The 26,157-nt window shown below is 65.0% G+C and carries 21 protein-coding genes; 9 read left to right on the forward strand and 12 right to left on the reverse strand.

Annotated elements, in window-relative coordinates; genetic code table 11:
* Positions 1-58: 58 nt before the first annotated feature.
* Both OJ996_RS18785 and OJ996_RS18790 read left to right on the forward strand, forming a co-directional pair.
* A complete protein-coding gene (locus tag OJ996_RS18785) occupies positions 59-1,174 on the forward strand; it encodes a serine hydrolase domain-containing protein (RefSeq protein ID WP_264515193.1) in 1,116 nt (371 codons plus the stop codon).
* A 5-nt stretch (positions 1,175-1,179) separates the two neighbouring features.
* The gene (locus OJ996_RS18790) at positions 1,180-2,202 is read left to right on the forward strand and encodes a BPSS1187 family protein (RefSeq protein WP_264515194.1); all 1,023 of its coding nucleotides are present in this window, start codon (positions 1,180-1,182) and stop codon (positions 2,200-2,202) included.
* A 42-nt stretch (positions 2,203-2,244) separates the two neighbouring features.
* Here OJ996_RS18790 and OJ996_RS18795 read toward each other — a convergent pair whose 3' ends face one another.
* The 3 genes from OJ996_RS18795 to OJ996_RS18805 all read right to left on the reverse strand — a co-directional run bounded on the left by OJ996_RS18795 (position 2,245) and on the right by OJ996_RS18805 (position 4,768).
* Positions 2,245-3,597 carry a basic secretory protein-like protein gene (locus OJ996_RS18795; RefSeq protein ID WP_264515195.1) on the reverse strand — a complete coding sequence of 451 codons (1,353 nt, stop codon included), beginning with the start codon at positions 3,595-3,597 and terminating at the stop codon, positions 2,245-2,247.
* 131 nt (positions 3,598-3,728) lie between these two features.
* Complete coding sequence (locus tag OJ996_RS18800) at positions 3,729-4,262, reverse strand: carboxypeptidase-like regulatory domain-containing protein (protein WP_264515196.1); 534 nt, start codon at positions 4,260-4,262, stop codon at positions 3,729-3,731.
* 2 nt (positions 4,263-4,264) lie between these two features.
* Positions 4,265-4,768 carry a hypothetical protein gene (locus tag OJ996_RS18805; RefSeq protein ID WP_264515197.1) on the reverse strand — a complete coding sequence of 168 codons (504 nt, stop codon included), beginning with the start codon at positions 4,766-4,768 and terminating at the stop codon, positions 4,265-4,267.
* Between the two features lie 156 nt (positions 4,769-4,924).
* Between OJ996_RS18805 and ypfJ the strand changes: the two genes are divergently transcribed.
* A complete protein-coding gene (gene ypfJ / locus OJ996_RS18810; RefSeq protein ID WP_264515198.1) occupies positions 4,925-5,818 on the forward strand; it encodes a KPN_02809 family neutral zinc metallopeptidase in 894 nt (297 codons plus the stop codon).
* Between the two features lie 36 nt (positions 5,819-5,854).
* Here ypfJ and OJ996_RS18815 read toward each other — a convergent pair whose 3' ends face one another.
* The 4 genes from OJ996_RS18815 to OJ996_RS18830 form a co-directional block, all read right to left on the reverse strand.
* On the reverse strand, positions 5,855-6,613 hold the full coding sequence (locus OJ996_RS18815) for a nuclear transport factor 2 family protein (RefSeq protein WP_264515199.1): 759 nt from the start codon (positions 6,611-6,613) through the stop codon (positions 5,855-5,857).
* A 721-nt stretch (positions 6,614-7,334) separates the two neighbouring features.
* Positions 7,335-8,789: a DUF1501 domain-containing protein gene (locus OJ996_RS18820; protein WP_264515200.1), complete on the reverse strand. Its 1,455-nt coding sequence runs from the start codon at positions 8,787-8,789 to the stop codon at positions 7,335-7,337.
* Between the two features lie 105 nt (positions 8,790-8,894).
* Positions 8,895-11,855, reverse strand: a complete 2,961-nt coding sequence (locus tag OJ996_RS18825) for a PSD1 and planctomycete cytochrome C domain-containing protein (protein WP_264515202.1) — start codon at positions 11,853-11,855, stop codon at positions 8,895-8,897.
* A complete protein-coding gene (locus OJ996_RS18830) occupies positions 11,852-12,670 on the reverse strand; it encodes an IclR family transcriptional regulator (protein WP_264515203.1) in 819 nt (272 codons plus the stop codon). Before OJ996_RS18830 ends, OJ996_RS18825 begins: the two co-directional genes overlap by 4 nt.
* A gap of 352 nt (positions 12,671-13,022) precedes the next feature.
* Between OJ996_RS18830 and OJ996_RS18835 the strand changes: the two genes are divergently transcribed.
* The 3 genes from OJ996_RS18835 (at position 13,023) to OJ996_RS18845 (ending at position 16,023) form a co-directional block, all read left to right on the forward strand.
* On the forward strand, positions 13,023-13,313 hold the full coding sequence (locus tag OJ996_RS18835) for a hypothetical protein (protein ID WP_264515204.1): 291 nt from the start codon (positions 13,023-13,025) through the stop codon (positions 13,311-13,313).
* Positions 13,310-14,527 carry an AAA family ATPase gene (locus OJ996_RS18840; protein WP_264515205.1) on the forward strand — a complete coding sequence of 406 codons (1,218 nt, stop codon included), beginning with the start codon at positions 13,310-13,312 and terminating at the stop codon, positions 14,525-14,527. Before OJ996_RS18835 ends, OJ996_RS18840 begins: the two co-directional genes overlap by 4 nt.
* A gap of 524 nt (positions 14,528-15,051) precedes the next feature.
* Positions 15,052-16,023, forward strand: a complete 972-nt coding sequence (locus tag OJ996_RS18845; RefSeq protein WP_264515206.1) for a hypothetical protein — start codon at positions 15,052-15,054, stop codon at positions 16,021-16,023.
* Here OJ996_RS18845 and OJ996_RS18850 read toward each other — a convergent pair.
* From OJ996_RS18850 to OJ996_RS18860, 3 genes are all read right to left on the reverse strand, one after another.
* Complete coding sequence (locus OJ996_RS18850; RefSeq protein WP_264515207.1) at positions 16,020-17,531, reverse strand: beta-propeller domain-containing protein; 1,512 nt, start codon at positions 17,529-17,531, stop codon at positions 16,020-16,022. The genes OJ996_RS18845 and OJ996_RS18850 overlap by 4 nt on opposite strands.
* A 105-nt stretch (positions 17,532-17,636) precedes the next feature.
* Positions 17,637-18,506, reverse strand: coding sequence for an NmrA family NAD(P)-binding protein (locus tag OJ996_RS18855; RefSeq protein ID WP_264515208.1), 870 nt, complete (start codon positions 18,504-18,506; stop codon positions 17,637-17,639).
* Between the two features lie 12 nt (positions 18,507-18,518).
* Complete coding sequence (locus tag OJ996_RS18860; protein WP_264515209.1) at positions 18,519-19,037, reverse strand: hypothetical protein; 519 nt, start codon at positions 19,035-19,037, stop codon at positions 18,519-18,521.
* Between the two features lie 263 nt (positions 19,038-19,300).
* On the opposite strand from OJ996_RS18860, the gene OJ996_RS18865 reads away from it, so the two are divergent.
* Positions 19,301-19,711, forward strand: coding sequence for a hypothetical protein (locus tag OJ996_RS18865; protein ID WP_264515210.1), 411 nt, complete (start codon positions 19,301-19,303; stop codon positions 19,709-19,711).
* A gap of 17 nt (positions 19,712-19,728) precedes the next feature.
* Here OJ996_RS18865 and OJ996_RS18870 read toward each other — a convergent pair whose 3' ends face one another.
* A complete protein-coding gene (locus OJ996_RS18870) occupies positions 19,729-20,775 on the reverse strand; it encodes an AEC family transporter (RefSeq protein ID WP_264515211.1) in 1,047 nt (348 codons plus the stop codon).
* Between the two features lie 101 nt (positions 20,776-20,876).
* Here OJ996_RS18870 and OJ996_RS18875 point away from each other — a divergent pair, with 101 nt between their 5' ends.
* Positions 20,877-21,284: a hypothetical protein gene (locus OJ996_RS18875; protein ID WP_264515212.1), complete on the forward strand. Its 408-nt coding sequence runs from the start codon at positions 20,877-20,879 to the stop codon at positions 21,282-21,284.
* Positions 21,285-21,315: 31 nt separating this feature from the next.
* Here the strand turns inward: OJ996_RS18875 and OJ996_RS18880 are convergent, their stop codons facing one another.
* Positions 21,316-23,253, reverse strand: coding sequence for an RNA polymerase sigma factor (locus OJ996_RS18880; protein ID WP_264515213.1), 1,938 nt, complete (start codon positions 23,251-23,253; stop codon positions 21,316-21,318).
* A gap of 175 nt (positions 23,254-23,428) precedes the next feature.
* Between OJ996_RS18880 and OJ996_RS18885 the strand changes: the two genes are divergently transcribed.
* On the forward strand, positions 23,429-25,936 hold the full coding sequence (locus OJ996_RS18885) for a phosphocholine-specific phospholipase C (RefSeq protein WP_264515214.1): 2,508 nt from the start codon (positions 23,429-23,431) through the stop codon (positions 25,934-25,936).
* Positions 25,937-26,157: the final 221 nt, after the last annotated feature.

Consider the following 26,157-nt stretch of genomic DNA (forward strand, 5'->3'; position numbering starts at 1 on the left):
CCCCGGGAATCGCTGATAGGATGCCCCTCCCGGCAGCGTTGCAGAAGGGAAACCCGCCATGTCCACCATCACCCGGCGCTCCTGCCTGCAACGCCTCGGTCTCGCGATCCCGGCCAGCTTCCTCAGCCCGCACGCTTTCGCCGCAGCGGTGGAGCCCTCCGCCGCCGAGCAGGATGCCATCGAGGCCATCGCGAAGGCTTTCATGGAGAAGTTCCAAGTGCCCGCCCTCTCGGTCGCCTTCGGCACGGACGAGAGCCCGCTCTTCAGCGGCGCCTACGGCATGGCCGACAAGGATCGCTCGGAGAAGGTCACCCCGGAGCATCGCTTCCGCATCGCCAGCGTGGCCAAGCCCGTCACCGCGGTGGCGATCTTCCGCCTGATCGAGCAGGGCAAGCTGAAGCTGGACGAGCCGGTCTTCGGCAAGCGGCGCTACTTCGAGGCGGATCTCCCTGCCGCCCGGCAGGAGCGTTTGGAGAAGATTACCATCCATCACTTGCTCGATCACACCTGCGGCGGCTGGGGAAATAGCCGCAACGACCCCATGTTCATGCATCCGGATCTCCGGCACGAGGACCTGATCGAGCGCACTCTGGAAGAGCAGCCTCTCGAGCACGAGCCGGGCACCCATTACTCCTACTCGAACTTCGGCTACTGCCTGCTCGGGCGCATCATCGAGAAGGTCAGCCGGAAATCCTACACCAGCTTCACGGGTGAATCGGTCTTCAAGCCCGCCAGCATCACCGGCATGGAACTCGCGGGCAACACCCGCGACGAGCGGGCGAAGAACGAGGTGGTCTACTACGAGGGGGAGTCTCCCTACGGCATGAATGTGCGCCGCATGGATTCCCACGGCGGCTGGATCGCCTCGCCCGCGGATCTCGTGAAGTTCCTCGTCCACAGCGGCAAGACCGGCGGCCTGCTCAAGCCCGAGAGCATCGCCACCATGACCACCGCTCCCGCCTGCCACGGCGGCTACGCCTGCGGCTGGGCCGTGAATGGCGCGCGCAACCGCTGGCACAATGGCAGCCTGCCCGGCACCTCGTCCATCGCGGTGCGCACCTCCGGCGGACTGTCATGGGCGGCGCTCACGAATGTCCGTCGTGAAGGCATCGACCTGGCACTCGACCAGATGATGTGGCAGATGGCAAAGGCCGTGCCCGCATGGAAAGCATGAAAGCCATGAGACTGCTTAGCATCCTCTTACTTCCGTCCCTCGCTCTCGCCTACGAGGACCCGGCCCCCAAGCGCTACGATCTCCAAGCCCGCGCCAGCGCCATCGACCCGCAGGCGAAGGAACATCCCGAGATCTCCTTCGCCTTCACCAAGGACGGCAAGCCCGCCGACCTGCAACACGCCTGTGTGGATACCCGCGTGCCGGACCAAGGCAAGCTGGTGATCTGGCTGATGGGGCACAACCAGGGGCTCTTCGAGCGGGTGTCTTCCTACGGCCTGCACGCCATCCAGGTGCACTACGCGAACGGCTGGTTCTCCCAACTCTACTCCGGCGCGCCGCCTGCCGATGACCTCTACCTCTCGAAGATCCGGCTCGAAGCCGCCACCGGCGAGGACCTGAGCGACAAGGTCAGCATCCCCAAGCCCGACAGCATCATGGGCCGCTCGGTGGCATTCGTGAAGTGGCTCGACCGAGAGAACCCGCAGGGCGGGTGGAAGCAATTTCTAACAGAGGATGGCAAGGACCTGCGCTGGGAGAAGGTCATCCTCAGCGGCATTTCCCACGGCTCCACGACCGCCGCCCGCATGGCCAAGCAGGTGAAGGTGGACCGCGTTGTCATGTTCTCCGGTCCCCGCGACCAATACGAGGCCTGGCAGTCCCTGCCCTCCGCCACGCCGGGGAAGCGCTTCTTCGCTTTCACCCATGTCCTCGACGATGGCTGGGAGAACGACCACTACTGCCGCTCCTGGCAGATGCTCAAGCTGCAGGACTACGGCCCGCTGGTGAATGTCGAGAACACCCCGCCGCCCTTCGGCAACTCACGCCGCTTGATCAGCGATGCCGATGTGAAGGGCGATGCCAAGCGCGCCCACAGCGGTGTGGTCCCCGGCGGACAAGCGCCGAAGGATGAGAAGGGCAAGTATCTCCACGAGGAAGTTTGGCGCTACCTCTTCACCCACCCTGTCGAGCAGACCGGCGAGCCCGTGCCCGCCGATCCCGATTGCCGCATGGAGCAGCGGAAGAAGTGACTTCCGCTTCGCTCCCGGGTTAGCCCCTCGCGGAGAGGAAGCTTACTGGATGCCCAGGCGCTCCTTGTTCGCGGCCTTCCACTCGGCGTCGAGCTCTTGCACGGTCTTGCCGGTCCACTGCTTCCAGAGGTCCTCGCTGTAGCCCTGGTGGGTGGCGAGGTTGAGCTTCTTCATCAGGTCCTTCTCGTACTTCTTGATCACGAAGTCGTAGAAGTTCGCGGTGATGCGGTAGCTGGAGTCGTAGTTCGCGCTGGCGAAGTTGCGCTGGGTGATCTCGGCGCCCTTGGCCTGCGGCTCGAAGAGGAACCAGCGGATGTAGTCGGCCACGCCTTCCGTGACCCAGGTGGGCGGGCGCTGGCCGCGGGTGGAGCCGCCGGGGCTGCCGAACTGCACCACGTGAACGATCTCGTGGATGGCGCAGCCGATGGCCTCGCCGCCCTGCTGGTCGCGCATGAAGTTCGCGTTCAGCGTCACGTTATTACCGCTGGCGAAGGCGGGGACGCCCTGCGCATGGCCGGGTAGCGTGGTGGCCAGCTTCATGGTGAAGTTGATGGTGTCCGGCGGGGTGTAGCCATCGACCGGGATCATCTCGATGAGCTTGGGATACCAGTCCTCCATGACCGGCATCAGGTGTACCTTCGCCCACTCGTGCAGGTCCGGGCTCTCGGAGGAATTGAGCACATACTTGAACTTGCCGTCTTTGGAAGTGAAGGTCTCTACCTTCTTCTCGAAGTGCTGGAGCGCGGGGCCCTTGGCATCGGTGATGTCGATCTCGCTGAAGAAGGTGTTGCCCTGACCGTGCGGGTTGTCATTCGCCGCGACGTCGAAGAGCAGGCGGCTGTACTTGCCGAGCGGCTCGCCGCCTTCGGTGGAGATGAGCACGGAGTGCTGGCCGGCCTCGCCGTTCTTGCGGGTGTCCACTTCCGCGACGAGCTTCCAGCCGGCGGTGGCGGGATCGACCTCGGCGGCGGGCTCGGCATTGAAGCCGGGGGCAGTGCCATCCGCGGCGTAGAGCTTGTAGATCTGCGGGGCACGCGCACCGGTGTGCCAGGAGTAGGTGGCGATGTCCTTGACCTCGATCGGGGCCTTGAGCTCCACGCTCAGGCGGCCGCCCTTGTCGCCATTCGCGAAGAAGAAGTTCGCCTCCGGATCATCCTGGTTCGAGGGGCCGCGGCCATCCTTCACCACGGGCAGCACGCCGCAGGCTTCGTCCGCCTTGCCGGAGACCACGCGAAAGAAGGCATCCTTGCCCGCGTCATTCATGGCGGGAGGACGGATGCCGCCGCTCTTGAAGCCAGCATCGGTGGCGCTGAAGCCGGTGGTGACTTTCACGGCCGGATCGGCGCAGACGGTGGAGACCAGGAGAAGAGTGGCGAGCGAGAAACGGGATTTCATGGGCGGATGGATTGGCAAGAACGTCGGAAAGCGCCCCCGGGGTTTAGCGCCCGGTGACGGCTTTGACCCAATCCAGCGCCAGAAGCGGGGGAATTTGTCGAAGGAGCGAAAAGTAATTGGCGAGACGACACCTAATCGATCTTCCGGATCGCAAAGGTGAGCTCGGGATGCTCCTTGGCCTCCAGATCAACAAGGCGTTCGGCGCCCTCCCTGAAACCCGCCTTCGAGATTGATAGAAGCTTCAGGCTGTGCGCCGTGAGACTTCTTGATCTGATCCAGAACCGGCCGTCCCCATCGGTCGTCGTCTGACCGTCGGGGTCGAAGGGAAAGATGATCCTACGGCTCTCAGTGTCCCATGTGACGACAGCTCCCGGCACGGCCTTGCCATATTGGTCCACGATCATTCCCGCAAAGCGGAGCCGGGGCTCCTTCCAAGTAAGTAGACAATTGATGATTGCCAGCGGCACGAAGAACATCGCGATCCGCAGACATAGCCAGGTGCTCAAGCGGTCGACATACTGTTTCCCCGTCTCTTGCGGATCCCGCTTGAAGATGCTTCTCGGAGCATCAGCAGCCGACGTCTCCTGCCGATCCCGCAGGGAGGTAGTCGGCCCACGGGCTTGGGCGCGGATCTTTCCCTGCCGCGTCTTCCTTTTCTTGCTCATGCTCAGGAAGCCACCGCGATCTTGCCTTCCAGTCCGGCGAGGCGTGTGACGAGCTCCGCACGGCGGTCGGCATAGAGCTTCCCGGAGGCGGCGTAGGCACGGGCCCGCAGCAGCTCGAAGAGGTAGTGATGACGGGTGATGAAGAAGCCTACGACCAGAGGAATGGGAATGAACCACAAGGTGAAGGCCCCGAAGAGAACGGTGGCCACGAGGGTGCCCAGGCCGCCGATCACCGCGTAGCCCAACGCGGTATTCTCATCCGGCGGATCGTAGTTGCCCGTGCCATCCGGTGTGCCCACCGAGCGCTTGTAGCGTTCCCAAGCGAGATCGAGGTCTTTCAGGGTCTTGCGCAGGTTCACCACATCCTTCGCGGTTTCCGGACCGGGATCGAGGGCGAACTGCAGGGTCGAGGAGCAATACTCGCAGACAATGGTGCGCGAGGTCTTCCGACGCGGCAGCGGGGCGCCGCAGCCTTTGCAAGAGAGCTTCTCGATCGCGGAGGACACGCGGGGAGACAAGCATAACTCCCGGGCCGCTACGATTGGAAAATGGCGGATGGAGTGGAGAGTCTCCACGACATACCACCTACCCGCTTCTGGAATTGATGGGCCCGAGGAGGAGATTTCTCGCCACCACGGCGGCGACCATGAATAGTGGCGAACATGGAATGGAAGGGAAACCGGGAAAGCGATAACGTGGATGACGCGCGCGGCAGGAGTGCCGGAGGCGGCGGGACCCGCATGGGCGGCGGAGCGCTCGGCCTTCTCACCTTCATCGGCCGGACCTTCGGCATCAAGGGGGTTATCGCCGGGGTGGTGCTTGCCTTCTTTTTGGTCAAGTGCGGCATCATCGACCTGAACACCCTTCTCGGCGGAGGGGCTGTTGGCCCGGCCCAGCAGAGCCGGGTGAGCTCGGAGGACGAAGAGCGGTTCCGATTCGTCAAGGTGGTGCTGGGCAGCACGGAAGACGTGTGGACCAAGGAATTTGCGCGGGTCGGCCGGAAGTATGATCTGCCTGGCCTGCAGGTCTATCGCGGGAGGACTCAGACGGGATGCGGCACCGGCGGTGCGGAGATGGGGCCGTTCTATTGTCCGGCGGATCGCAAGGTGTACATCGACCTCAGCTTTTACGACGAGCTGGCGGAGACCTTCAATTCACCGGGAGACTTCGCCCAAGCCTATGTGATCGCGCATGAGGTGGGGCATCACGTGCAGAAGCTTTTGGGCACCTCGGACAAGGTGGCGGCGATGCGCGGGCAGCCGAAGTACAACGAGTATTCGGTCCGGCTCGAACTCCAGGCCGACTTCCTCGCCGGGGTATGGGCGAATCATTCGCAGCAAACGCTGAAGCTGGATCGCAGCGACATCGAAGAAGCCATGCGCGCCGCCAATGCAATCGGCGACGACGCGATCCAGAAGAAGACGCAGGGACGCGTGATCCCCCACTCCTTCACCCACGGCAGCTCGGAGCAGCGCACACGCTGGTTCAAGAAGGGACTGCTGAGCGGGAAGATCGAGGACGGCGACACCTTCTCGATGCCTTACGAGGACCTTTGATTGCACCTCGAATCAGGTATCCGGCGTCTTCGAAAATCAAGGGGTCAAAGCCAGCGAAGCCTTCCCCGTTTCCATGTCGAAGGGCACGGAGCTGTGGAGGTGGGTGGCCTGCCATTCACCATCGATCTTCTCGAAGCCGATGGAGGCGCGCCACCACATGCTGATCTCCTGACCGTCGGTCTTGGTGCCCGTGACGTGATTCAGGCTATGGCAGAAGCCGGCATCGCTGCTGGCGACGACCACTAGATCCTTCAACTCGTAGCCAATCTCACCGGTGAAGGAATCGAGCCATTGCTGCGCGCGCTGCTTCACGGCATCCGCGCCTTCGTAACGCAGCGGATCTATCACATCGAAGGCAAGCACCCCGGCGGCGTGATGGGTCACCATGGTATCCGCATCCTTCGCCCGGCAGGCGGCTACGCCTTCCTCCACGATCGAGCGCAGTTCCTCCGCCGCAGCCTTTGATGGATCATCCCCGCCGAAGAAGACATCCACGTGGCGGATCCGTCCGCCCTCGAGGCGGAAGAACTCGGTATTGCGGAAGCGCTCGCCATTGGCGCGGGTGCACTCGTAGGTCACGAAGACCTCGTTACCCTCGGCGAAGACGCGCAGGATCTTCCGCTCCGTCTTGCCGCTCTCGTTCGGCCAGCAGCGCTCGAAATACTTCTCGCGGCTGATGTTGTCATCCAGCGGACTGCTGAAGGTGAAGTCGTCCGCGAGCAAGCGCTCCATCGTGGCGCGGTCGCGGGAGTCGTAGGCATCGAAGCAAGCTCGGACGATATCGGCGGCATTCATGGCGGATGGTTTGCCTACCATCCGCAGGGAGTGTTCCACCGTTGATTGCTTGGATTCGCAAGCTTCCGGGCAGGAAGACACCCCCTTTTGCAATCGCGAGCCGTGCGGAATGCGCGCCCGCGACTCTTCCCGCTGCAGGCTGCGCGCAGTCCAAGGAGACTGCGGCTTTTATTCCCCGTCTCTCTCCGCGATCTCTTCGTAGGCGAAGCTGGTGATCGTCTTCAACCAAGCCGGAGACACCGCTCCCCGGTCATCCCGGACCATCAGGTGCCGAGCTTCCCGACCGAGCGGCACCGGAGTAACCTGATGCCAAGTCGATTCAACCAAGTGACTTTTCGGTGCTTCGGGCAGTAGCGACGGATTTACGGATTCCAACGGATTTACGGATTTCCTCGAGCAAGGCGGTGAACTCCGGCCCATTCATCGGTTCAGAATCCGTGTAATCCGTCCAATCCGTAGATCCGTGATCGATTGGCCCGCAGTAACCAAAAGCCACGTGAACTACGGGAGCTGGTAGGATACATCCCCGGAGAGAAACCCGCGACCCTTCCCGCTGCTTCACGGCAGCAGGCTGCCTGCCGAAAGCGGCAGCAGGCTGCACGCAGTCCAAGGAGGCTCCGCCTCGATGCCTTTCGCGCCGACTTGTTTCATGACAAGGCGGCTCGCAAGTAGCCCGACACGAGCCCGGAGAGAGATTGACCAGTCCAAGAAGGCTGCGCCTCTACGCGATGATCTCCTGGATCGGATCCGCGCCTTCGACGCCGACGAGCTTCTGATCGAGGCCGGCGTAGAAGTAGCTGAGGTGATTCGGATCGAGGCCCATCTGCTGGAGCACGGTGGCGTGGAGGTTCTTCACCTGCACGCGATCCTTCACAGCCTCGCCGCCGAGCTCATCGGTCTCGCCGAAGCTGGTGCCGCCCTTGATGCCGCCGCCGGCCATCCACATGGTGAAGCCGTAGGAGTTGTGGTCGCGGCCGGTGCCTTCCGCGTATTCCGCGGTGGGCTGGCGGCCGAACTCACCGCCCCAGATGACGAGCGTTTCATCGAGGAGGCCGCGCTGCTTGAGGTCCTTGAGCAGACCGGCGATCGGCTTGTCGGTATTGCCGGCGTGGAACTCGTGGTTCTTTACCAGGTCGCCGTGGGCATCCCAGTTGTCATCGTTGTGAGCGCCGCCGGAGTAGATCTGGATGAAGCGGGTGCCGCGCTCGACGAGGCGGCGGGCGAGGATGCACTTGCGCGCGAAGTCATCCGTGCGCGTGCCATCCATGCCATAGAGCTTCTTGATGTGCTCCGGCTCGTTGTCCACGTCGATGGCTTCCGGCGCGGTGGCCTGCATGCGGAAGGCCAGCTCGTAGGAGGCGATGCGCGCGGCGAGGTCGGAGTTGTGCTCGCGGCCCTTCAGGTGGGACTTGTTGATATCGCCCAGGAAATCGAGCAGCGAGCGCTGCTGCACGCGGTCCATGCCGGGGCGGTTCTGCAGGTTCAGGATCGGGTTCCCCTGCGAGCGGAAGACCACGCCCTGGTAGCTGGCGGGCATGAAGCCGGAGCTCCAGTTCTTCGCGCCGGAGATGGGGCCGCCGGTCTTGTCCAGCATCACCACATAGCCGGGCAGGTTCTCGTTCAGCGAGCCGAGGCCGTAGTTCACCCACGAGCCCATGGAGGGCTTGCCGGTGAGCAGCGAGCCGCTGTTCATCATCAGCATCGCGGAGCCGTGGATCGGCGAGTCCGCGGTCATGGAGTGGATGAAGGAGATATCGTCCACGCACTCGCCCACGTTCGGGAAGAGGTCGGAGACCCACTTGCCGCTCTGGCCGTATTGCTTGAACTTCCACTTGGGTCCGACCACGCGGCCTTCGTTCTTCTTGCCGCCGCGACCGAAGGTCTTGATCGGGATGCTCTTGCCATCCAGCGGGTACATCTTCGGCTTGTAGTCGAAGGTGTCCATGTGGCTGGGGCCGCCATACATGAAGAGGAAGATCACCGACTTCGCCTTCGCGGGCAGCGCAGGCTGCTTCGGCGAGAGCGGATTGTCGTACTGCAACTCGGAGGCGAAGGCGCCGTCCTTGGACATCATGCCTGCCAGCGCGAGCGAGGTGAAACCGCCACCGATCTGGTGGAGGAACTCACGGCGATGAACGCGACCGCAGAAATTGCCGGTGGGTGGGCGAAGGATCATGATTGAAGAAGACTCAAGACTTGAAGACGCAAGACACAAGACCGGAGGACACGGTTGAGGATCACAGACTCAAGTCTTGCGTCTTGAATCTTCCAGTCTTGCATCTCAATCGATGTAGAAGAATTCGTTGAAGCTGAAGACCGCGACGCAGAAGCGCTGCAGGGCGAGATCCACATCGAGCTGGTTCTCGGATTTCAACTTGTTGATGAAAGCGAGCGAGAGCGCGACTTCCGATTCGTCCGCGCTGCGGCAGACGACGAGTTCGAAGGCCCGCTTCACCTGCGCTTGCAGGTCATCCGGGTGCTCCCTCTTGAGGCGCCCGGCCAGGGCCTTGGCCTCGGTGTGGATGAACTCGCTATTCATCATCGCCAGTGCCTGCGTGGGCACCGTGGTGGTGAAGCGGCTGGGGCAGGAGTTATCCGTGTCCGCACCGTCGAAGTCGGTGAAGAGCGGCGACTGCAGCGAGCGCTTGATCTTCACATACACGCTGCGGCGTGCGGCCTGGTCCGGTGTGCTGGTGCCCCACTTGCCGCCCTTGGTGGAGGAGGTGGCGAGCACTTCCTCCGGCATGGGGATGTAGACGCTGGGGCCGGCCATCTCGAGATTCAGCTCGCCGGTGCTGGCCAGGATGGAATCGCGCAGCTCCTCCGCGGTAAGGCGGCGGGGATTGAAGCGCCAAAAGAGATCATTGCCCGGGTCCGCGGCGGCGGCCTTCGGCTCGGAGGCGATCGACATGCGATAGGCCTTCGAGTTCAGCATCAGGCGGTGCATCGCCTTCATGCTCCAGCCCTTCGCCACGAATTCGGTGGCCAGCCAGTCGAGCAGCTCGGGATGGGTGGGAGCGGTGCCGAGGTAGCCGAAGTCATTCGGCGTCGGGCTCAGGCCGCGACCGAAGTGGTGCTGCCACATGCGGTTCACCATCACGCGGGCGGTGCGCGGGTTGTCCGCACGGGTCATCCACTTGGCGAGCTCCAGGCGGCGGCCGCTGCTCTTCGCGCCTTCCGGCACGGGCGGGATCACGGCATCCTGGCCACCCCAGATCTTCGGGAAGCCGGGGCGCACTTCATCCCCCTCCGCATGCGCGCTGCCGCGCAGGTGGATCAGCGTCGGCGGCGGCACCGGGCCACCTTCCGTGATGACGAGGGCCTCGATGCCCGGAGCCTTCTTCAGCGCGGCGATCTCATCGAGACGCGCCATGCCCTTGCGATAGTTCATGCGGTCCTGGCGGCTGGCGGCGCGCAGGTCGCGGCGAAGTACTAGATCCGCCGGAGTTACGGCGTCCACCTCCAGACCCATGTCGAAGAATTGTCCGCCCGCGGTCTGCTTCACATGCACGGAGAGCACGTTCCGGCCGGTCTGCAGGGCGCGCATGAAGGCTTCCGGAGCCTCGATGCGGTCGTAGTCGATCGAGTGATGCTCGCGCTGCAGCACGAGCTGGCCGTTCAAATAGATCGTGGCGTCCTCATCGTGGAAGAGGTGGATCATCACCGCCTTCGGGATCGACTCCAGGCCGAAGCTGGTCTGCAGCCAGATGTCCGAGCCGGTCCACACCGTGCGGGCCTGCGCATTCGCGGAGGCGGTGCCGAAGGGGGCCACGCCCTGCTGCCAATTCGCTTGCTCCGCGCGGAAGCCCACCGCCGACCAATCGTCCGCAGGCTTGGTCACGCTATAGAACCATGAGGTCGGGCGCAGGCGCGCATCCGTCACCAGCCAGCGGTCCATGCTGGCCAGGTTGTTCACCTTCTGCGCCACCTCCGGGCGGGTGCGCTCCACATTGGCGCGGGCATCCGCCTCCACGCCGCTCATCCACTTGCGGATCTTGTCTTCCTCCGCCTTCAGCTCGACCATGCGGGCATCCCGCTCCTGCTCGAACTCGGGAGACTCGATGAACTGAGTCTGCTTGCCCCCCTTCCCCATCGGCTCGATGCCGCGGAAGAAGGACACGAACTTGGTGTAGTCGGACTGCGGGATCGGGTCGCCCTTGTGATCGTGGCAGCGCGCGCAGCCCGCGGTCATGGCCAGGAAGCCCTCCGTCACCGTGCGGACATTGTCGTCCATCACGTCGAAGAAGTGCTGCTTGCGGTCGGCGGGCTCGTCGTCCCATGCCATCAGCTTGAGCATGCCGGTGGCGATCTGCGAGTCCGCCGTCTTGTCTGGCAACTCGTCGCCCGCGATCTGCTCCATCACGAAGCGGTCGTAGGGCTTGTCCTGGTTGAAACTACGGATCACGTAGTCGCGGTAGCGCCAGACGAAGGGCTTCTCGTTATCGCGCTCGAAGCCGTTCGATTCCGCATAGCGCACCAAGTCCAGCCAGTGGCGGGCCCACTTCTCGCCGTATTGCGGGGAGGCCAGCAGGCGGTCCACCTGCTTGCTCCAGGCATCCGGAGAAGTATCCGCCTCGAAGGCCTTGATGTCTTCCAGCGAGGGCGGCAGGCCGGTCAGGTCGTACGAGAGACGTCGTAGCAGCGCGGGCTTCGAGGCCTCGCCCACCGGCTGCAGGCCCTTCTCGTCGATCTTCGCGCGCAGAAAGGCATCCACCGGGTTTGCGTTCCAAGCGGCATCCGCCACCTGCGGCACCGGGGGCCGCTCCATCGGCTTGTAGGACCAGTGGGCCTTGGTCTTCTCGTTGACTTCGGTCACGCCGGCGAGCGGATCGTGCACCTCCACCATGAGCTCCGCGTCCTCGGGAGTCCACGGTGCGCCCATCTCCAGCCACTTGGTGATCTTGGCGATCTCTTCCTCCGCCAGCTTGCCGCGCGGCGGCATCTGCAGGTCCTCGTTCTGGTAGGAGATGACCTCCAGCAGCAGGCTCTTCGCGGGCTCGGACTCGTTGATGGCGGCTCCATGCGCACCGCCCTTCATCAGCCCTTTACGGCTGAGAAGCTGCAGTCCGCTCTTCACCTTCGGGTGGCCCTTCTCGTCGGTGCCGCCGTGGCACTTGAAGCAGTTCTGCTCCAGGATCGGCTTCACCTCCGTGCGGAAGAACTCCACGCCCTCGCTGTTAGACTCCTGCCCGAGGGCGGAAGCTCCAGCGACTCCAAGTCCGATGACCCACAAGTACCTCATGCAATCTGGGAAAGAACAGCGCCGAACCGGCTCGAAATCTCATCGGCGTGGGACTTCACCACGGCACCGAAGGCATCGAGCTGGCCATCCGGAATCCGCGAGGATGGTGCGGTGATCCACAGGGCCGCGATCACGGCACCGGTAGCACCGCGGATAGCGGCGCCGATGCAGGTCTGCCCTTCCATTTCCTCGCCAAGATCAAAGCCATAGCCGCGGGCCGCAACCTCATTCAGATGCTTTAAAAACACATCGTGCGAGGTGATGGTATTCGGCGTGAAGCGCGGCATCTTCAGGCGCGAGACGCGGGCCACGCGCTCGCTCTCCGGCAGGCCGGCCAGCATCGCCTTGCCCGGGGCGGCGGTGTGCAGGCAGAAGCGGGTGCCCGGATCCACCGCGAACTTGAAGTGGTGCGTGCCCAGCGCCTGGTCCAGCACCACGCCCTCGTCATCGGCGAAGGTGCCGAGCAGGGCGGTCTCGCCGGTGGCGTCGCGCAGGCGGCGCATCACATCGAGCGACTTCTCGAAAAGATTCGCATCCGTCACCGACATCGCGCCGAGGATCAGCAGGCGCGGGGTGAGGCGATAGCGTTTGGTATTCTCCACTTTTTCCAGGAAGCCCCGGTTCTCCAGCGTCACCGCGATGCGGAAGGCGCTGTTCTTCGGGATCTTCAGTTCCACGCCCAAGTCACTCACGTTGATACCCTCCGGGCGGGAGCTCAGAAGCTCGAGCATGACCAAGGCACGATCGAGGTTCGGCACGATGTAGCGGGCCCGGGGGTTGTCGGAGTTGTTTTCCCAGTCAGATTCGTTTGTCATATGAAACGGCGTGCGCCTCCCAATACAAAGGAATCCACACCCCCCTTTCAAGTTTCTAACCGAGAAATCGCCCTCAAATTCCAACATTTCCAAACACAATCCCAACGCTTGTTTCGCCGCTGCCGGGCAGCGGTTCTCAGGAGGAATCCGGGACCGGGGAAATTCCCGATTTGAGCAAAGCGGATTGGACCAGTGGGGACCCGGATTTTGCCACCGATCAGCACCAGTGATTGAGCCGGAAGCAGATGGGTGAAATTCCGGGAGTTAGATCCAAAATGGGAAATTTCCGAAGTGAGGCCGGCAAGGAACGCGCCCCTAGCCAAGACCCGGCACCACATGTTCATCTGCACACATGTCAGGACGACACATTGAACAAGGAGGAACGATTGCAGGGATGAAGAACGAGGTGCGCGATCCGGAGTGGATCCGCCCGCGGCAGGTGAAGGAGTTGTTCGGGATCGGCCAAGCGCATGCGGCGCTGATGATCCGGGACGGGCGGGTGAAGTCGGTGAGCCTGTGCCCGCCGGGCAAGGCGACGGGGACGCGTCTGATCTCCTTCCCCAGCCTCTGCGCCTATCTGGACCAGCTGGCGGCGGAGCAGCAAGCGCAGTCGCAAGCCGCTCAGGAAGGAGGTGCGGCATGAGCTTTAGCTTCAATATCCCCTACTACCCGGGACAGGAGAATGCGAAGCCGATCACCGTGGAGGCGCTCATGCGCGGGGCGGGCAGGTCGGAGGAGGAGATCGCGGAGCAACTGGCAGCCAATGCCGCGGCGGATGCGGAAGCGGAGGCGGCCATCGCGCGGGCCTCGCAGTCCTATGCGCCAGCCCCGGCAGTGGCGAAGCGCCAGTGGCTACAGGTCTGGACGGTCTCGGACTTCCTGAACTTCCAGCCGCCCGCGGACTTCCGGCTGATGGGCGAGTGCCACCTCGCCCGCGGGAACCTGACCGTGCTGGGCGGCTGGCCGGGGGTGGGCAAGAGCCGGGCCGCGCTGGGTCTGGCCATCGCCGGGGCCCGCAGGGTGCCGTGGCTGGGCTATCCCGTCCATGCCCGCTTCCGCACCCTGATCATCCAGTGCGAGAACGGCCCCTACCGGCTGAAGGAGGAGCTGGTGGAAGCGATGCGCGGGCAGGAGGAGCGGCTGGAGGGCTGGGTGGGCATCACCCCTCCCCCCACCTACGGGCTGGCCTTCCAGGAGCCGGGCTTCCGTCAGGAGCTGCGGGAGAAGATCGCCAGCTTCAAGCCGGGGCTGGTGATCATCGATCCCTGGAACCGTGCGGCGGATGGCGACAAGCAGGCGGACTACCGCGGGGCGCTGGACGCCGTCTTCGAATGCCTGCCGGAGGACCCGGCGGAGAAGCCCGCGCTGCTGGTCATCCACCACATGCGGAAGAAGAGCGGGGACGCCGGGCGCAAGCAGGGCCGCGAGCTTCTGCACGAGCTGGCAGGTAGCTACCAGATCGGCAGCTCCGCCCGCTGCGTCTTCGCCCTGGAAGCCGCGAGCAATGACGTGAGTGACGACACCGTGGTGCTGACCTGCTGCAAGAACAACGACGGCGCGGAGGGCGCCCCCAGCGCGTGGTTCCGGAGGAACGGCTTGTTTGAGCCGAATCCGGAGTTTGATATGGCGGGGTTTCTGGAAGGGGCGGAGGCGGGAGCGAAGGGAACCGCGGTCCCCTTCGCCTCGATCAGGAAAGTGCTCGCGGGCATGGCCGGAGAACCCATCGGAAAGGCCGCCGCGCGACTGGTGAATGCTGAACTGTGTAGTCGCAGCACGGCATATAGGATCCTGAAGCAGTTCCCGGACAACATCGTCGAGGACGCTGATGGCAAATTGTGGTGGAAGGAGGAGGCCTAGCCTGTCCCGTCCGTCCCACTACCCTAGGGGTGTGGGACGGACGGGACGGCAATGGCAAGAGGGTGGCGCAAATGAAGGGATGGGTAGTGTATAAAATATACTACTATATTTACAGTAACCCCACCGCGACTCCACCGCTTCCATCCCATCCGTCCCACACCCCTAGGGTAGTGGGACGGATGGGACAGACTCTCCCGTAAAATGCCGCATCTGCCGGTGGACGCGGACGCGGCACCGCCGCCTTGGACTGCGTGCAGCCTGCGGCTCGATTGGCGAACGCAGACGCGTCAGCGCCCGGGAGCGCGGAGCCTCCGGCCCGCAGAAGCACCCTTGTAGCGGGTGACCACTGGCGGTCTGAGAAGAAGCCACCGGCGATATCCATTCCTGCCTCGTGATGCCGAGCGCATCGAGGGTGGCTTCTGCGGGCCGGAGCTTGTCCGAGGAGAGAGGAGTTTCGTGTCGGACCACTCCGCAAAGCCGGAGTTCCGCGCTCCCAGATCACCCGACTCTAACAAAACACATACATGACCGATACCGAATCCCATCTCGATCCCTCCCTGCTGGAGCGCGTGCGCCAGCGTGCGGGGAAGCTCATCGCGCGCTGCCCGGCCTGCGCGGAGAACCAGCAGGACCGCCGGGCGGAACATCTGGTGATCTTCCCCAGCGGGAAATTCGCCTGCGCCGCGCACCCGGGCGATGGCGAGCACCGCCGCCGGATCTTCGCTCTGGCCGGGGTGATGGCGGAGCGCCGCAGGGATGATGGCGAGCGCCGCCGCTGGCGCGAACAGCGTGCCCGCGAACAGGCACGCGAGCAGAAACGGGCAGAACTCCGCAGCAGCGCACGGAGCACCCTGCGCGAGTTGCTGGCTGCTCATCCGTGGCCGCGCGTGGAGGTGTGGGAGGACTCCCCGCAGCGTCCGGACGGCCCGCGGGTCGTCTCCGATCCGCGCCACTTCCTCGCCACGCTCTACCCGCCGAAGGCACGGCTCTGGACCGGGGAGGTGCATCACTCCGGCCCTGCCCATGCCGCGCACTGGCGGACCCGTGCAGAGTGGCAGGCCGCGGTGGATGCTGGGATCGGCCCCATGGTCTCCCCCGCCCTGTGGCGGCCCGGCACGGTCTCACGTACGATTGATGCCGTACTTCACGCGCCCTATACCGTGCTGGATTTCGATGGCTTCGGCGGCGTGAAGCCCGCGGGTGCGCTGGAAATGGCGGCGCACCTGGCGGACTCGCTCGCCATGATCCGCTGGCTGCGGGACCAGTCGCGCTGGGAGCTCGCGGCCATCCTGCACACCGGCGGCAAGAGCCTGCACGCATGGTTCCACACGCCGGCGGCGGCAGCGGTGGAATCCCTGCGGATGGCCGCCGCGGAGCTCCGCATCGATGCCGGACTCATCGGCAGGCCGGAGCACCCCTGCCGCCTCCCGGGGCAGCGGCATGCGGGCAGCGGTGACCTGTCGCGGGTATGGTGGCTCGACCTGCCGGCGCGCTAGCGCGGGCGCACGCGGAAGAAGCGGGCCCGCACGCCGGGAGCAATGGTGTAGTTCACCGTCTGGCTGGCCGCGGCGGCGGTGATCGTCTGGTCGGTGGTCCACTGCCCGAGATTCGTGCTCACCTCGATGTCGTATTGCCGCGCGACCGTGAGATTCGACATCTGGAGCTGGAGCGTACTCCCGGCCCGCACCGCACGGACCAGCGGCAGATCCGCCGGCAGCGTGGCCCCCAGCGGTGACCAGGTGGGATGCGCGGCAGGCGCGGGCACCAGCAAGCGGTGGGCGGCATCGCTGGCTTTCACGATGTAGATGGCGGACTGTGCCATGTTCCCCATCTGCAACTCCAGCCCGTTCGAGACCAGGCGCGGCGCGGCATCGAAGGCGATCTCCGTGCCGTCCGGCGACCAGGCGAGCTTCGTGATCCAGAAGTTGTTCCCGAAGGCGATCAGCTCGCGGTCGCCGCTGCCGTCGTAGTTGATGATGCGGATGGCGCAGCGGACCAGCCGGATGGCGCCCCCGGCGACCCGTGAATCCGAGAACAGCGTGTTCCGCACGTAGGCCACCTTGCTGCCATCCCGCGAGATGGAGGGCGCGTAGTCCTGCTCCGTCTCGCTCTGGATGTAAAAATTACTAAAGTCATAGTAGGACCGTCCCGTGGGTGCGGTGAGGGGGCGCAGCAGCGGAGTCGTGCCGGAGCTGGCATAGACCTGCAGCACCGTGCCCTCCGTGAAGCCTCCCGAGCTGATATTGCTGGTGAGAGGGATATTGGAGCGGAAGGTTCCGACCATCTCCTCGCGGGTGGGATGCCAGTCCAGCCCGTCCCCCGCCTGGTTCACGCCGGTGCGCTCGGTGCCGCCCGCCAGCCAGGTGGCCACCGGGGTGGTCTGCGGCACGGGATACACCTCCAGCACGGGCGATTGCGTCGCCGGGAGCCGCACACCGCCCGGCTGCTTCCCGGAGACGGCGGCCAGATCGAGCGTGGCGACGCGGTCCCCGGTGGGCGAGAAGGCCTTATGGTTCGGCAGGTGGGTGGTGTAGTAGGAGTAGGTATCGAACTCCGGCTCGCCCTGAGGGTTCTCGTAGATGGTGATACCGTCCGAGTAGGTGTCCATGAAGCGGGTCACCTGCGTGGTCGCGCCATTCGTCAAATCGGTGCGGAAGACATTCTGGCTGAGCATCACGTGCGCCAGCGGGCCACCGGAGCTGGTGAGCAGCCAGCGGCCATCCCGCGAGACCACCGGCAGCGCGGGCGATGGTACCGGCAGGGAAATGGTGCGGGCGTTCGAGCCATCCACACCGATCGCGCGCACGTTCATGGCGGGCGCGGTACTATAGCTGTTGTAGTAGATCGTGCCCGTGGTGGCGGATGCCGGCAGCGCCGCGAGCAGCGCGAATGCCAGTGCCGGGACGAGGGATCGCAGGGAAGGCCTAGCCTGCCTGTGGGAGGGGGATGGGGCGCGATCCGGGATCGCACCCGCGGCGTACACCGGGGGAGGGTTTGTGTTCATGGGAGGGGGTCATGGGAGGATGAACGCTCCGACTGTAGCCCCCCGCGCCGGTCCGTCGAGAAGTTAGGTTATCGGCAAGCGGGGAGGATAGGGGCACCCTCCGCCTTAGCTCCCCTGCCCCTTCCACACCAGATCGGAGATGTATTGCTTCAGCGTGGTCTGGCCCCGCACCGGCTCGCCGGGCACGGTGTAGTGCTGGTCGAGCGTCAGCGCGGTCATCTTCGCATAGGATTCCGCAGCGGGCTGCGAGAACCCGGCCCTACGGAAGGTGCTCTGCCACTGCTCCCGCGGCACCACCTCCACCCGCACCTCGCGGTCCAGCGCATGGGCGAAGGCCGCGGCCACATCTCCCGCCGTGTAGGGCTCCGGCCCTTCCACATGCCAGGTGCCTTGCTCCCCGACCGGCGCGGTCATCCGGAGTGCCGCGACCTTCGCGATGTCCCGCGGAGCGACCATGGGTAGCGCGAAGTCCGCCGGGTAGAAGCTCTGCACCACGCCTCCATCCCGCGCCATTTCCAGCGCCGCATCCCAATTGCTCATGTAGTAGGCCCCGCGGAGGATGCTGAAGGGGATGCCCTTCGCGGCCAGCCGCAGCTCCATCGAGTGGAGGATGCCGAGATCGCCGCAATGCTCGCAGGCCTGTGCGCCATAGGTCGATTCCGCGACCACCTTCTCCAGCCCGCTCTCTTCCAGCGCTTCCATGATCGCGTCGAGGCTTCGCTGCTCTTCCACATCCGTATCCGTCGCCGGATCGGCAGGCGGATTCAGCAGAAAGAGCTTCCGTCCCCGCCGGAAGATAGAGCGCAGGGATGCCGTGTCGTGCACGTCCGCCACCGAGGCCTGCACGCCCTTCTCGCGCCAGCGCCGCGCTTTGTCGGCACTGCGCGTGATGATGGTGACCTCCTCCCCGCGCACGCTCAAGAGGCCTGCGAGAGCCGAGCCGATGTGCCCGGTACCGCCAAGGATGATGTGCATGACGGGAAGCGCTTAGATCGGTCCCTCGTCGCCCACGCTGCCATCGCGGCGGCGGTGCAGCCGGTCCCAGCCGGCCTTCGCTGCGGCACGGGCTTGGAGCCAGTGGAGGGTCGAGCTGCCCTTGGCGCTGTCCCATTCCTCGGCCATCGCGGCTTCGTGATCTTCAAAGCGGGCGTCCTCTTCATAGCGCGCCACGCTCATCTGGTAGGCGGGCCCGTAGTCGGCGAAGTCCTTGTCCTCTTCGTAGTACGGCTCGCGATGAAAGTTCTCCCGCCAGTAGGCCTCTTCCGCCGTGGGATCGATCTTCTCCGCCACACCCTTGCCCGCCAGACCTCCGGCGATGGCTCCGATCACTCCGCCGATGGAGGCCCCCACGGGTCCGCCGAGCGCGCCCAAGGCGGCACCGGCAGCCGCCCCTCCGGCCGCACCGATGCCGGTGCCCAGCGGATGTGCGCCGGGCTCGCCGGTGATCGGATCGGGATGGAATTCGGGGGCGTGACCGGGCTTCGGGTCTTGGGATGGAGCGCTCATATTCCCATGCTCCCAGCGGGATCCGTGCCCCGCGGCAAGATGAGCGGGAGATGCGATACGGCCCTAGGCACCTTCGCCACAGCGCTGCCACCGGCATGGCGCGCCCGGGGCGTCTTTTTGCAGAGCGTGATTGCAGAACGCTCGCCCTATAGGCAAGGTATCGGGTCCTTGGAGCACGGGCGGCATTCGGCACGAAAGCTGCGGCACTTGCCACATGCCAACACCGATCGACCGCAACTCCGATGTCCGCCCCATCCCGGAACATGAGTGAGGAACCCGAGCGGCCCCTGATGGAGCACCTCGAATCGCAGGAGTTCGAGGACGTGGTGCGTGATCTCGCCGAGAAGCAGCGGCTGAACGACGGGCAGCCGGAGACGCTCTCCTGCCGGATCGCGGGCCTATCCTTCACCGACCATGCGGTGGAAGCGGAGGAAGGCTCGGTGAGCGCGCACGGCGAATACACCGAGACGCTGAAGTGCAGCCATCACGGCACCCCCGGCTACATCGCCACGCGGGTGGGAATCGTGGGCGGCACCGTGAAGATCCGGGCGGAGTTCCCGCGCCCCGCGGACGATCGCGAACGGGAAGGCTACCTGAGCGATCTGGCGATCGACCTGAGCGAACTGGAGTGGTCCCGCAAGGACGGCGGAACAGTGCTGCTGCCCGGCGCATAGCGCTGCGGGAAACGCACCTAGATCCCCACCCACTTCATAGCCCACACAATCACGAAGGGCAGGGTGAACAAGCTCACCACCGTGGTGGCGATGACGATCTGCACGGCCACTCCGGGCCTGCCGCCGTAGATGCGCGCGAGCATGATCGGCGTCATGGCGGAGGGCATGGCGGCCTGCACCACCAGCACTTGCTTCAGCGCCAGCGGGGCGGGCAGGAACTTGGCCGCGGCCAGCAGGAAGAGCGGCAGCACCGCCAGCCGCACCACGCAGCCGCCAAGCACCACCTTCAGCGAGGGCTTCTCCGCCGCGACGAGATCGAACATCACCGCGCCGGTAATCAGGATCGCCACCGGGAAGGCCCCGGCGCCGAGCCAGCCCATCGTCTTCCGCAGCGCGGCTCCGAGACCGTAGATGCCGCCCTCGAACCAATTGTCCGGCACCCAGCCCTCCGGCGCGGGATTCAGGAAGGTATCCACGCCGCTGCCCACCAGGATCAGGCCGAGCAGCACGGAGACCACCGGGCCATTCAGCAGGCGACGCCACGGGATCTGCCGGTCCCCGGAGAGCAGCATCACCCCCACCGACCAGATCGCCAGCTCCACTCCCAGATTGTGCACGAAGAGCATGGCCAGCGCGCCGCCGCCCACCCACACCTGCTCCACCACAGGGATGGCCGTGTAGCCGAAATTCTGCACCCCGGCGGAGAGGGTGAAGGTGCGCTTGCCGCTGCCCTTCTGGAAGCGCAGCAGGCCCGCCGCCAGCCATGCTCCGCCGAAGCTCAGCACCGTGAGCACGAAGCCCGCGCCGATGCCCCAGAGCACGCCGCCCGGCTGCTTCACGCTCTCGCTGCCCAGGATCTTGTCCAGGATCAGGCAGGGGTAGAGCACGCTGAAGACGAGGTGGAAGACGGGCTCGTCCTGCTCCTTCTTGAGCACTCCGATCTTCCGCAGGAAGGCCCCGGCCAGAATCAACAAATACACTGGCAGGACTGCCGCCAGAACCGCCTTCGATGCGTCCACGCGCGGAGCATTGGCAGGCCAAGCGCGGGCAACAAGCCGGATCATTCACGCATGGCGGAAGCACTCTCGTGCCTCCGGCTGCACGCGGCTACCCGTCGGATCTTGCGGAATGCCCCGCTACCGCTCACCCTCCCGGGCAATCGGGCATGAAACGCAAACGCGCGCTCCTCTTCTTCGGCGGCATCACCCTGCTGTTGCTGGGCTACGTGGCATGGTGCGGGCGCTCGATGTATCTCTCCGTCCCGGTGCCCGAGCTGACCCAACTCCCGCCGGAACTGCGGGAGGACGCGCGGGAGATCATCGTCGCCCGCGGACTCACGCGACCGGATCGCTTCGATCTCAAGATTCTGGGAAAGCTTCTGGCCAATCCGTATCAGACCCAGCCCGGCCCGTTCGTGGTTACACAGGCTTTCGGTGGGAAGCTCGTCGTCATGCGTGGCCGCATCAGTCATTACCCGCAGGAAGATAACGTGTACTTCACCCAGCAGGTCGACGTATGGCTGGTCGATCCCGCAAGGCACGAGCTCAACCCGCGCCAACTTCAGGCGCGGTGAGCGAAGTAGTTTCCCCCACCCGGAGCCCCCCTTACCACGCCTTTCCCGCGATCATTTCGTCGATCACCGCCTTCGCTTCCGGATCCAGCAGCGGGGAGTTCTTGAGATGCTCCAGAGACTCCCGCTCCATCCCCTTGCCCATGTTCTCCATGACCTTGCGGATCGTCTCCGTCCGCATCGCCGGGTCCGGGATCATCTCCAGCAGCCCGTCCACGTAGCGGATCTCATCCGCACCACCGAAGACCAGGACCTTCGCGAACACCGTGCTCTTGTCGATGCCCGGCGGCTCCCAAGTCTTCAGCCAGCGCAGCGCGTCCGCCGGGTCCCGTTGCAGCCAGATGAACGTGGCCTCGAAGTAGCCTTCCCAAGCGTCCTTCTCCGCTGTGGCGATCCAGGCGAAGGCCGCATCCGGATCCGTGCAGGCCCACAACCCGGCCATATTGCCATGGACGCCCTCCAGCCGGAAGCCGATCTCGGAATAGACGGGGAAGTCACGATCCAAGCGGGCCCGCTCCGCCGGCCAATCCGTGTCCGGCCCGAGGCTGCCGACATAAGCAAGATACCAGTCCTTCTGCGACATGGGCTCAAGATGGTGGATGAGCTCGTAGGCTTCCTCCTTCGAGTGCTTCACGAGCATCGGCAAGACGATCTCGAAGCAGCCACCCAATCCCAGCGACTGAGGCAATTCCCCGGGCGGATTCTTGATCAGGTCGATCACTCGTTGCGGATCCACCTTCGCGACTCCTTCGATCACCGGAGCCGCATTCACCAGGATTCCGTGGGCCGGGAGATCCGTGGCGACCATGAAGTCGATGGCTTCTTGCGGAGCCAGCTTCGCGTAGTGCAGCCACAGCAGGTGCTCCGCGCTTCCGCGGCGGGGGTAGATGGGATTCGGAAACTCGTCCTCGCGCTCCGGGCCCTGCACGTCCTTCAGTAGTTCCCGGTCGGCCAGCAGTTCGCGGGTGCCCGCCACCGAGAGTTGGTTGACCGCCATCATCAAGCGCCGGTCGCTATCACGATCTTCCGGGCTCGTATCCATGAGCCACTGCCGGATCAGATCGAGCCGCTGTTTCTCGTCGTGCAGGGATACCGGTCTCAGTGCCGCGACAGACGCCGGTGAGGACCGCGCCGACGCAGGAAGGGAGCCGGATGAACCGGCATCAGCAAGCACCGGCGCAGGCTCCGCCATCAAATGATAAATGCCGCCGGCGATGCCCGCGACGCCTAACAGCCCCGCCACGGCCACCGGTCGTGGAATGCCCGCGAGAAATCCCAGCAACCCGGCCACCCAAGCGGAAGAGCCCGCGGCAGCGGAACTCTCCGCCAGCACCTTCACCTTCACGCCCAGCGCGAGTGACACCGGCGGCGGCACGATCGCCTGCAGCGGCAGCGCGGCCGCCAGCAGCGCCGTGGTGGTAGCGATGCCCCGCGCCGCGAAGAGCGCGCGCATCTTCTCCAGCGCCCGGTTCAGCCGCATCCGCACCGCATCCTCCGTCAGCCCCAGCGGCACCGCCAGCGACGCCAGCGTGCGCCCGGAGAAGAAGCGCTCCAGCACCAGCATGCGGTCCCGCACCGGCAACTCCCCGATCACCTCGTCCAGCATGCCCAGCGCCTCCGCGGAGAGCGACTCGCCCGCAGGCAGGGCCGCCAGCTCCACCGCGATCCGCTCGCGCTGCCGCCGCGCCCGCTCGGAACGCAGCAGGTCCAGCGCGCGATGCCGGGCACTGCGGTGCAGCCAGGCGATAAAGGGGATGCCGCGCGTCATGAGTAGTTCGTTGCTCCGGGTGAGTTTCAGGAAGACATCCTGCGCCGCCTCCGCCGCCAGCTCCGGGCTGTCCGAGACACGGAGCGCCACCGAGTAAACAAGCGGCAGGTGCCGCTCCATGAGCACGCGCAGGTGCCCCTCGTTCCGGGTGCGGAAGAACAGCTTCAGGAGCTCGGCGTCCTCGATCGTGGCGTGCGGGTTCATGGTCCAGGGGACGCGCCATGCCTTGTGGCATGTGCGGGTGTCATCTCCTATGCGGAGCCGTTCTGGCAAACCGAACGGGATTTTTTCGGAGAATCCTCCCGCCCACCCATTTTGCCTACTCCCCCGGCGAAAAAGCCAATTCCAAGTGCCTGCCCGGGCTGATTGAATCGCGGGCATGCCGTCACGCCGTGATTTCCTGAAGCAGGCCGGACTCCTCTCCGGAGGGATGGGAGCGATGGCCGCGCTACCGGCCTCGATCGCGAAGGCGCTGGGGATCGAGCCCGCGGCGGGCAGCACTTTCTACGATGCGGAGCACGTGGTGATCCTGATGCAGGAGAACCGCTCCTTCGACCACGCCTTCGGCACGCTGCGCGGGGTGCGCGGCTTCGATGACCCGCGGGCGATCACCATTCCCGGCGGGAATCCGGTGTGGCTGCAGACGGATGCGCAGGGCGATACCTACGCGCCCTTCGGACTGAAGATCCACGAGTCGAATTCCACGTGGATGAATTGCCTGCCGCACAGCCGCTTCGCGGAGGTGGCCGCGGGCAATCACGGCAAGCACGACCGCTGGCTGCCGGTGATGGAATCCGGCATCGAGGCCTACGCCGGCATGCCGCTCACGCTCGGCTACTATGACCGTCGTGACATCCCCTTCTACCACGCCTTCGCGGATGCCTTCACAATCTGCGACCAGCACTTCTGCTCGCTGCAAACTTCCACCACGCCGAACCGCCTCTACCTCTGGACCGGCACCAGCCGCGATCCGCGCGATCCCGCCAGCCCGGTGCTGCTCAGCAATGGCCAGGCGGATCACGTGACCCACATCGACTGGCCCACCTTCCCCGAGCGGCTGGAGGAGCACGGCATCTCGTGGAAGGTCTATCAGAACGAGATCGATCACCCCACGGGACTGAAGCCGCTGGAGGCCTCGTGGGTGGCGAACTTCGGCGATAACCCCCTGGAGTACTTCTCGCAGTATCACGTGGACTTTTCGCCGCAGCGCGTCGCCGCCCTGCGCGAGCGCTTGGCCGCCTTGCGCGAGAAGGCCGAGCAGGCCCCGCCGGAAGGGCTCGCGCCGGAAGAGATCGTGACGCGGCAGGAGAAGCTGCAGGCCCAGATCGATGGCTTGGCGGTGGAGATCGAGCGCTGCTCGCCGGAGAACTTCGCCCGCCTGCCCGAGCGTGAGCAGCGCCTGCACCGGAAGGCCTTCACCGTGAACACGGGCGATCCCGACTACCGCAAGGTTACCACCATCCAGTATCTGGAAGGCGAGGAACTGCGCGAGACGCATGTGCCTGCGGGCGATGTACTGCACCAGCTCCGGCAGGATGTGGATCAGGGCACGCTGCCGACCGTTTCATGGATCGTGGCACCGGAGAACTTCTCCGATCACCCCAGCGCACCCTGGTATGGCGCATGGTATGTGGCGGAGGTGCTGGATATCCTCACAAAGAATCCGGAGCAGTGGAGGAAGACCATCTTCATCCTGACCTACGACGAGAACGACGGCTACTACGACCACGTGCCGCCCTTCGTGGCACCGGACCCGGACCTGCCCGGCAGCGGCGCGGCATCGGCAGGGGTGAACACGCGACTGGAGCAGGATTCCAAGGGCTTGCCCACCGGCCTCGGCTATCGCGTGCCGATGGTCATCGCCTCACCTTGGACCCGCGGCGGCTATGTCTGCTCGCAGGTCTTCGATCACACCTCCGTGCTGCAATTCCTGGAGGTCTTCCTGAGCCGCAAAACCGGGAACGAGGTGAAGGAAACCAACATCGGCGAATGGCGGCGCACCGTCTGCGGTGATCTAACAGCCGCCTTCCGCCAGCACGATGGTGCGGGCGACAAGCACCCGCTGCCGGTGGACCGCGATGCCTTCGTGGAGGGCATCCACCGCGCGCGCTTCATGGAGAACCCCGCGGGCTTCCGGAAGCTGGGAGCGGAGGAGATCGCGCAGATTCGCGAGAACCCGTGGACCACGCCGCTGCTACCGCGCCAGGAGCCCGGCACGCGGCCCTCCTGTGCCCTACCTTACGAGTTGCATGCCGAGGGTGGCCTGCAGCGGGAGGCGGGAGTCTTCCGCATCGTCTTCGAGGCCTCCGACAAGAGCTTCGGCGCGAAGTCGGCAGGCTCTCCCTTCCAAGTCTACGCCCCCGGCTGGACGCATGCCGACGATGCCGCGAGCTATACCGATGCCCCCGCCCCGCAGGAGGAGTGCCGCCGCTGGTCCTTCGCCGTGAAGGCAGGCGGCAGCGTGGCCTACGAGTGGCCGTTGGCGCTCTTCCCGGACAACTACTATCATCTTCGTACTTACGGACCGAATGGCTTCTACCGCGAGTATGCGGGTGATGCCGCGGATCCCATGGTGGAGGTCTCCGCGAGCTACTCCGGTGGCCGCCTGCTGCTGCGCATCGTGAACCGCGATGCCGAAACGCGTGAGATCACCATCACCGACCACGCCTACGGCAGCCATCCCCTCACCCGCGTCCTCGCACCCGGCACGGAGGAAAGCCTGCCCTTCGATCTCGCCAAGAGCTCGCGCTGGTATGACCTCGGCATCGCCATCGCCGGAGCCCCCCGCTTCTCCCGCCGCTACGCCGGGCGGATCGAGACCGGCGAGCACGGCACCAGCGATCCCCTGATCGGCCGGGAACGCGAAGCGCTGGGCGCGGAGAACTGAGAAGAGGCCCTTACCTTAGGTCTCTCGATTGGTCGCGACTCCCTCCAGCAGGCGGAAGTGCGGCCCACATCATTTGTCGTAAAGAAAAGCGGCGGCGTCGCCACACGCTGCCCGCCCCCGAAATCAAGGGAAGGCTATCCCCTTCACATAAACTGAGGATCAGGTCTTTCCCGGTGAGCGTGCACAGCCGAGCACCCGCAGAAGAGGGTACAATCAGAACA

This window comes from Luteolibacter rhizosphaerae (genome assembly GCF_025950095.1).
Lineage (GTDB): Bacteria > Verrucomicrobiota > Verrucomicrobiia > Verrucomicrobiales > Akkermansiaceae > Haloferula > Haloferula rhizosphaerae.

Bases quoted from the DNA above. Each gene is read 5' to 3' on its own strand.
- OJ996_RS18850 (WP_264515207.1), bottom strand. From the start codon at position 17,531: ATGAACACAAACCCTCCCCCGGTGTACGCCGCGGGTGCGATCCCGGAT.
- OJ996_RS18860 (WP_264515209.1), bottom strand. From the start codon at position 19,037: ATGAGCGCTCCATCCCAAGACCCGAAGCCCGGTCACGCCCCCGAATTC.
- OJ996_RS18815 (WP_264515199.1), bottom strand. From the start codon at position 6,613: ATGAATGCCGCCGATATCGTCCGAGCTTGCTTCGATGCCTACGACTCC.
- OJ996_RS18865 (WP_264515210.1), top strand. From the start codon at position 19,301: ATGAGTGAGGAACCCGAGCGGCCCCTGATGGAGCACCTCGAATCGCAG.
- OJ996_RS18870 (WP_264515211.1), bottom strand. From the start codon at position 20,775: ATGATCCGGCTTGTTGCCCGCGCTTGGCCTGCCAATGCTCCGCGCGTG.
- OJ996_RS18830 (WP_264515203.1), bottom strand. From the start codon at position 12,670: ATGACAAACGAATCTGACTGGGAAAACAACTCCGACAACCCCCGGGCC.
- OJ996_RS18800 (WP_264515196.1), bottom strand. From the start codon at position 4,262: ATGAGCAAGAAAAGGAAGACGCGGCAGGGAAAGATCCGCGCCCAAGCC.
- OJ996_RS18790 (WP_264515194.1), top strand. From the start codon at position 1,180: ATGAGACTGCTTAGCATCCTCTTACTTCCGTCCCTCGCTCTCGCCTAC.
- OJ996_RS18820 (WP_264515200.1), bottom strand. From the start codon at position 8,789: ATGATCCTTCGCCCACCCACCGGCAATTTCTGCGGTCGCGTTCATCGC.
- OJ996_RS18835 (WP_264515204.1), top strand. From the start codon at position 13,023: ATGTCAGGACGACACATTGAACAAGGAGGAACGATTGCAGGGATGAAG.
- OJ996_RS18880 (WP_264515213.1), bottom strand. From the start codon at position 23,253: ATGAACCCGCACGCCACGATCGAGGACGCCGAGCTCCTGAAGCTGTTC.
- OJ996_RS18795 (WP_264515195.1), bottom strand. From the start codon at position 3,597: ATGAAATCCCGTTTCTCGCTCGCCACTCTTCTCCTGGTCTCCACCGTC.
- OJ996_RS18875 (WP_264515212.1), top strand. From the start codon at position 20,877: ATGAAACGCAAACGCGCGCTCCTCTTCTTCGGCGGCATCACCCTGCTG.
- OJ996_RS18845 (WP_264515206.1), top strand. From the start codon at position 15,052: ATGACCGATACCGAATCCCATCTCGATCCCTCCCTGCTGGAGCGCGTG.
- OJ996_RS18885 (WP_264515214.1), top strand. From the start codon at position 23,429: ATGCCGTCACGCCGTGATTTCCTGAAGCAGGCCGGACTCCTCTCCGGA.
- OJ996_RS18855 (WP_264515208.1), bottom strand. From the start codon at position 18,506: ATGCACATCATCCTTGGCGGTACCGGGCACATCGGCTCGGCTCTCGCA.
- ypfJ (WP_264515198.1), top strand. From the start codon at position 4,925: ATGGAATGGAAGGGAAACCGGGAAAGCGATAACGTGGATGACGCGCGC.
- OJ996_RS18840 (WP_264515205.1), top strand. From the start codon at position 13,310: ATGAGCTTTAGCTTCAATATCCCCTACTACCCGGGACAGGAGAATGCG.
- OJ996_RS18785 (WP_264515193.1), top strand. From the start codon at position 59: ATGTCCACCATCACCCGGCGCTCCTGCCTGCAACGCCTCGGTCTCGCG.
- OJ996_RS18825 (WP_264515202.1), bottom strand. From the start codon at position 11,855: ATGAGGTACTTGTGGGTCATCGGACTTGGAGTCGCTGGAGCTTCCGCC.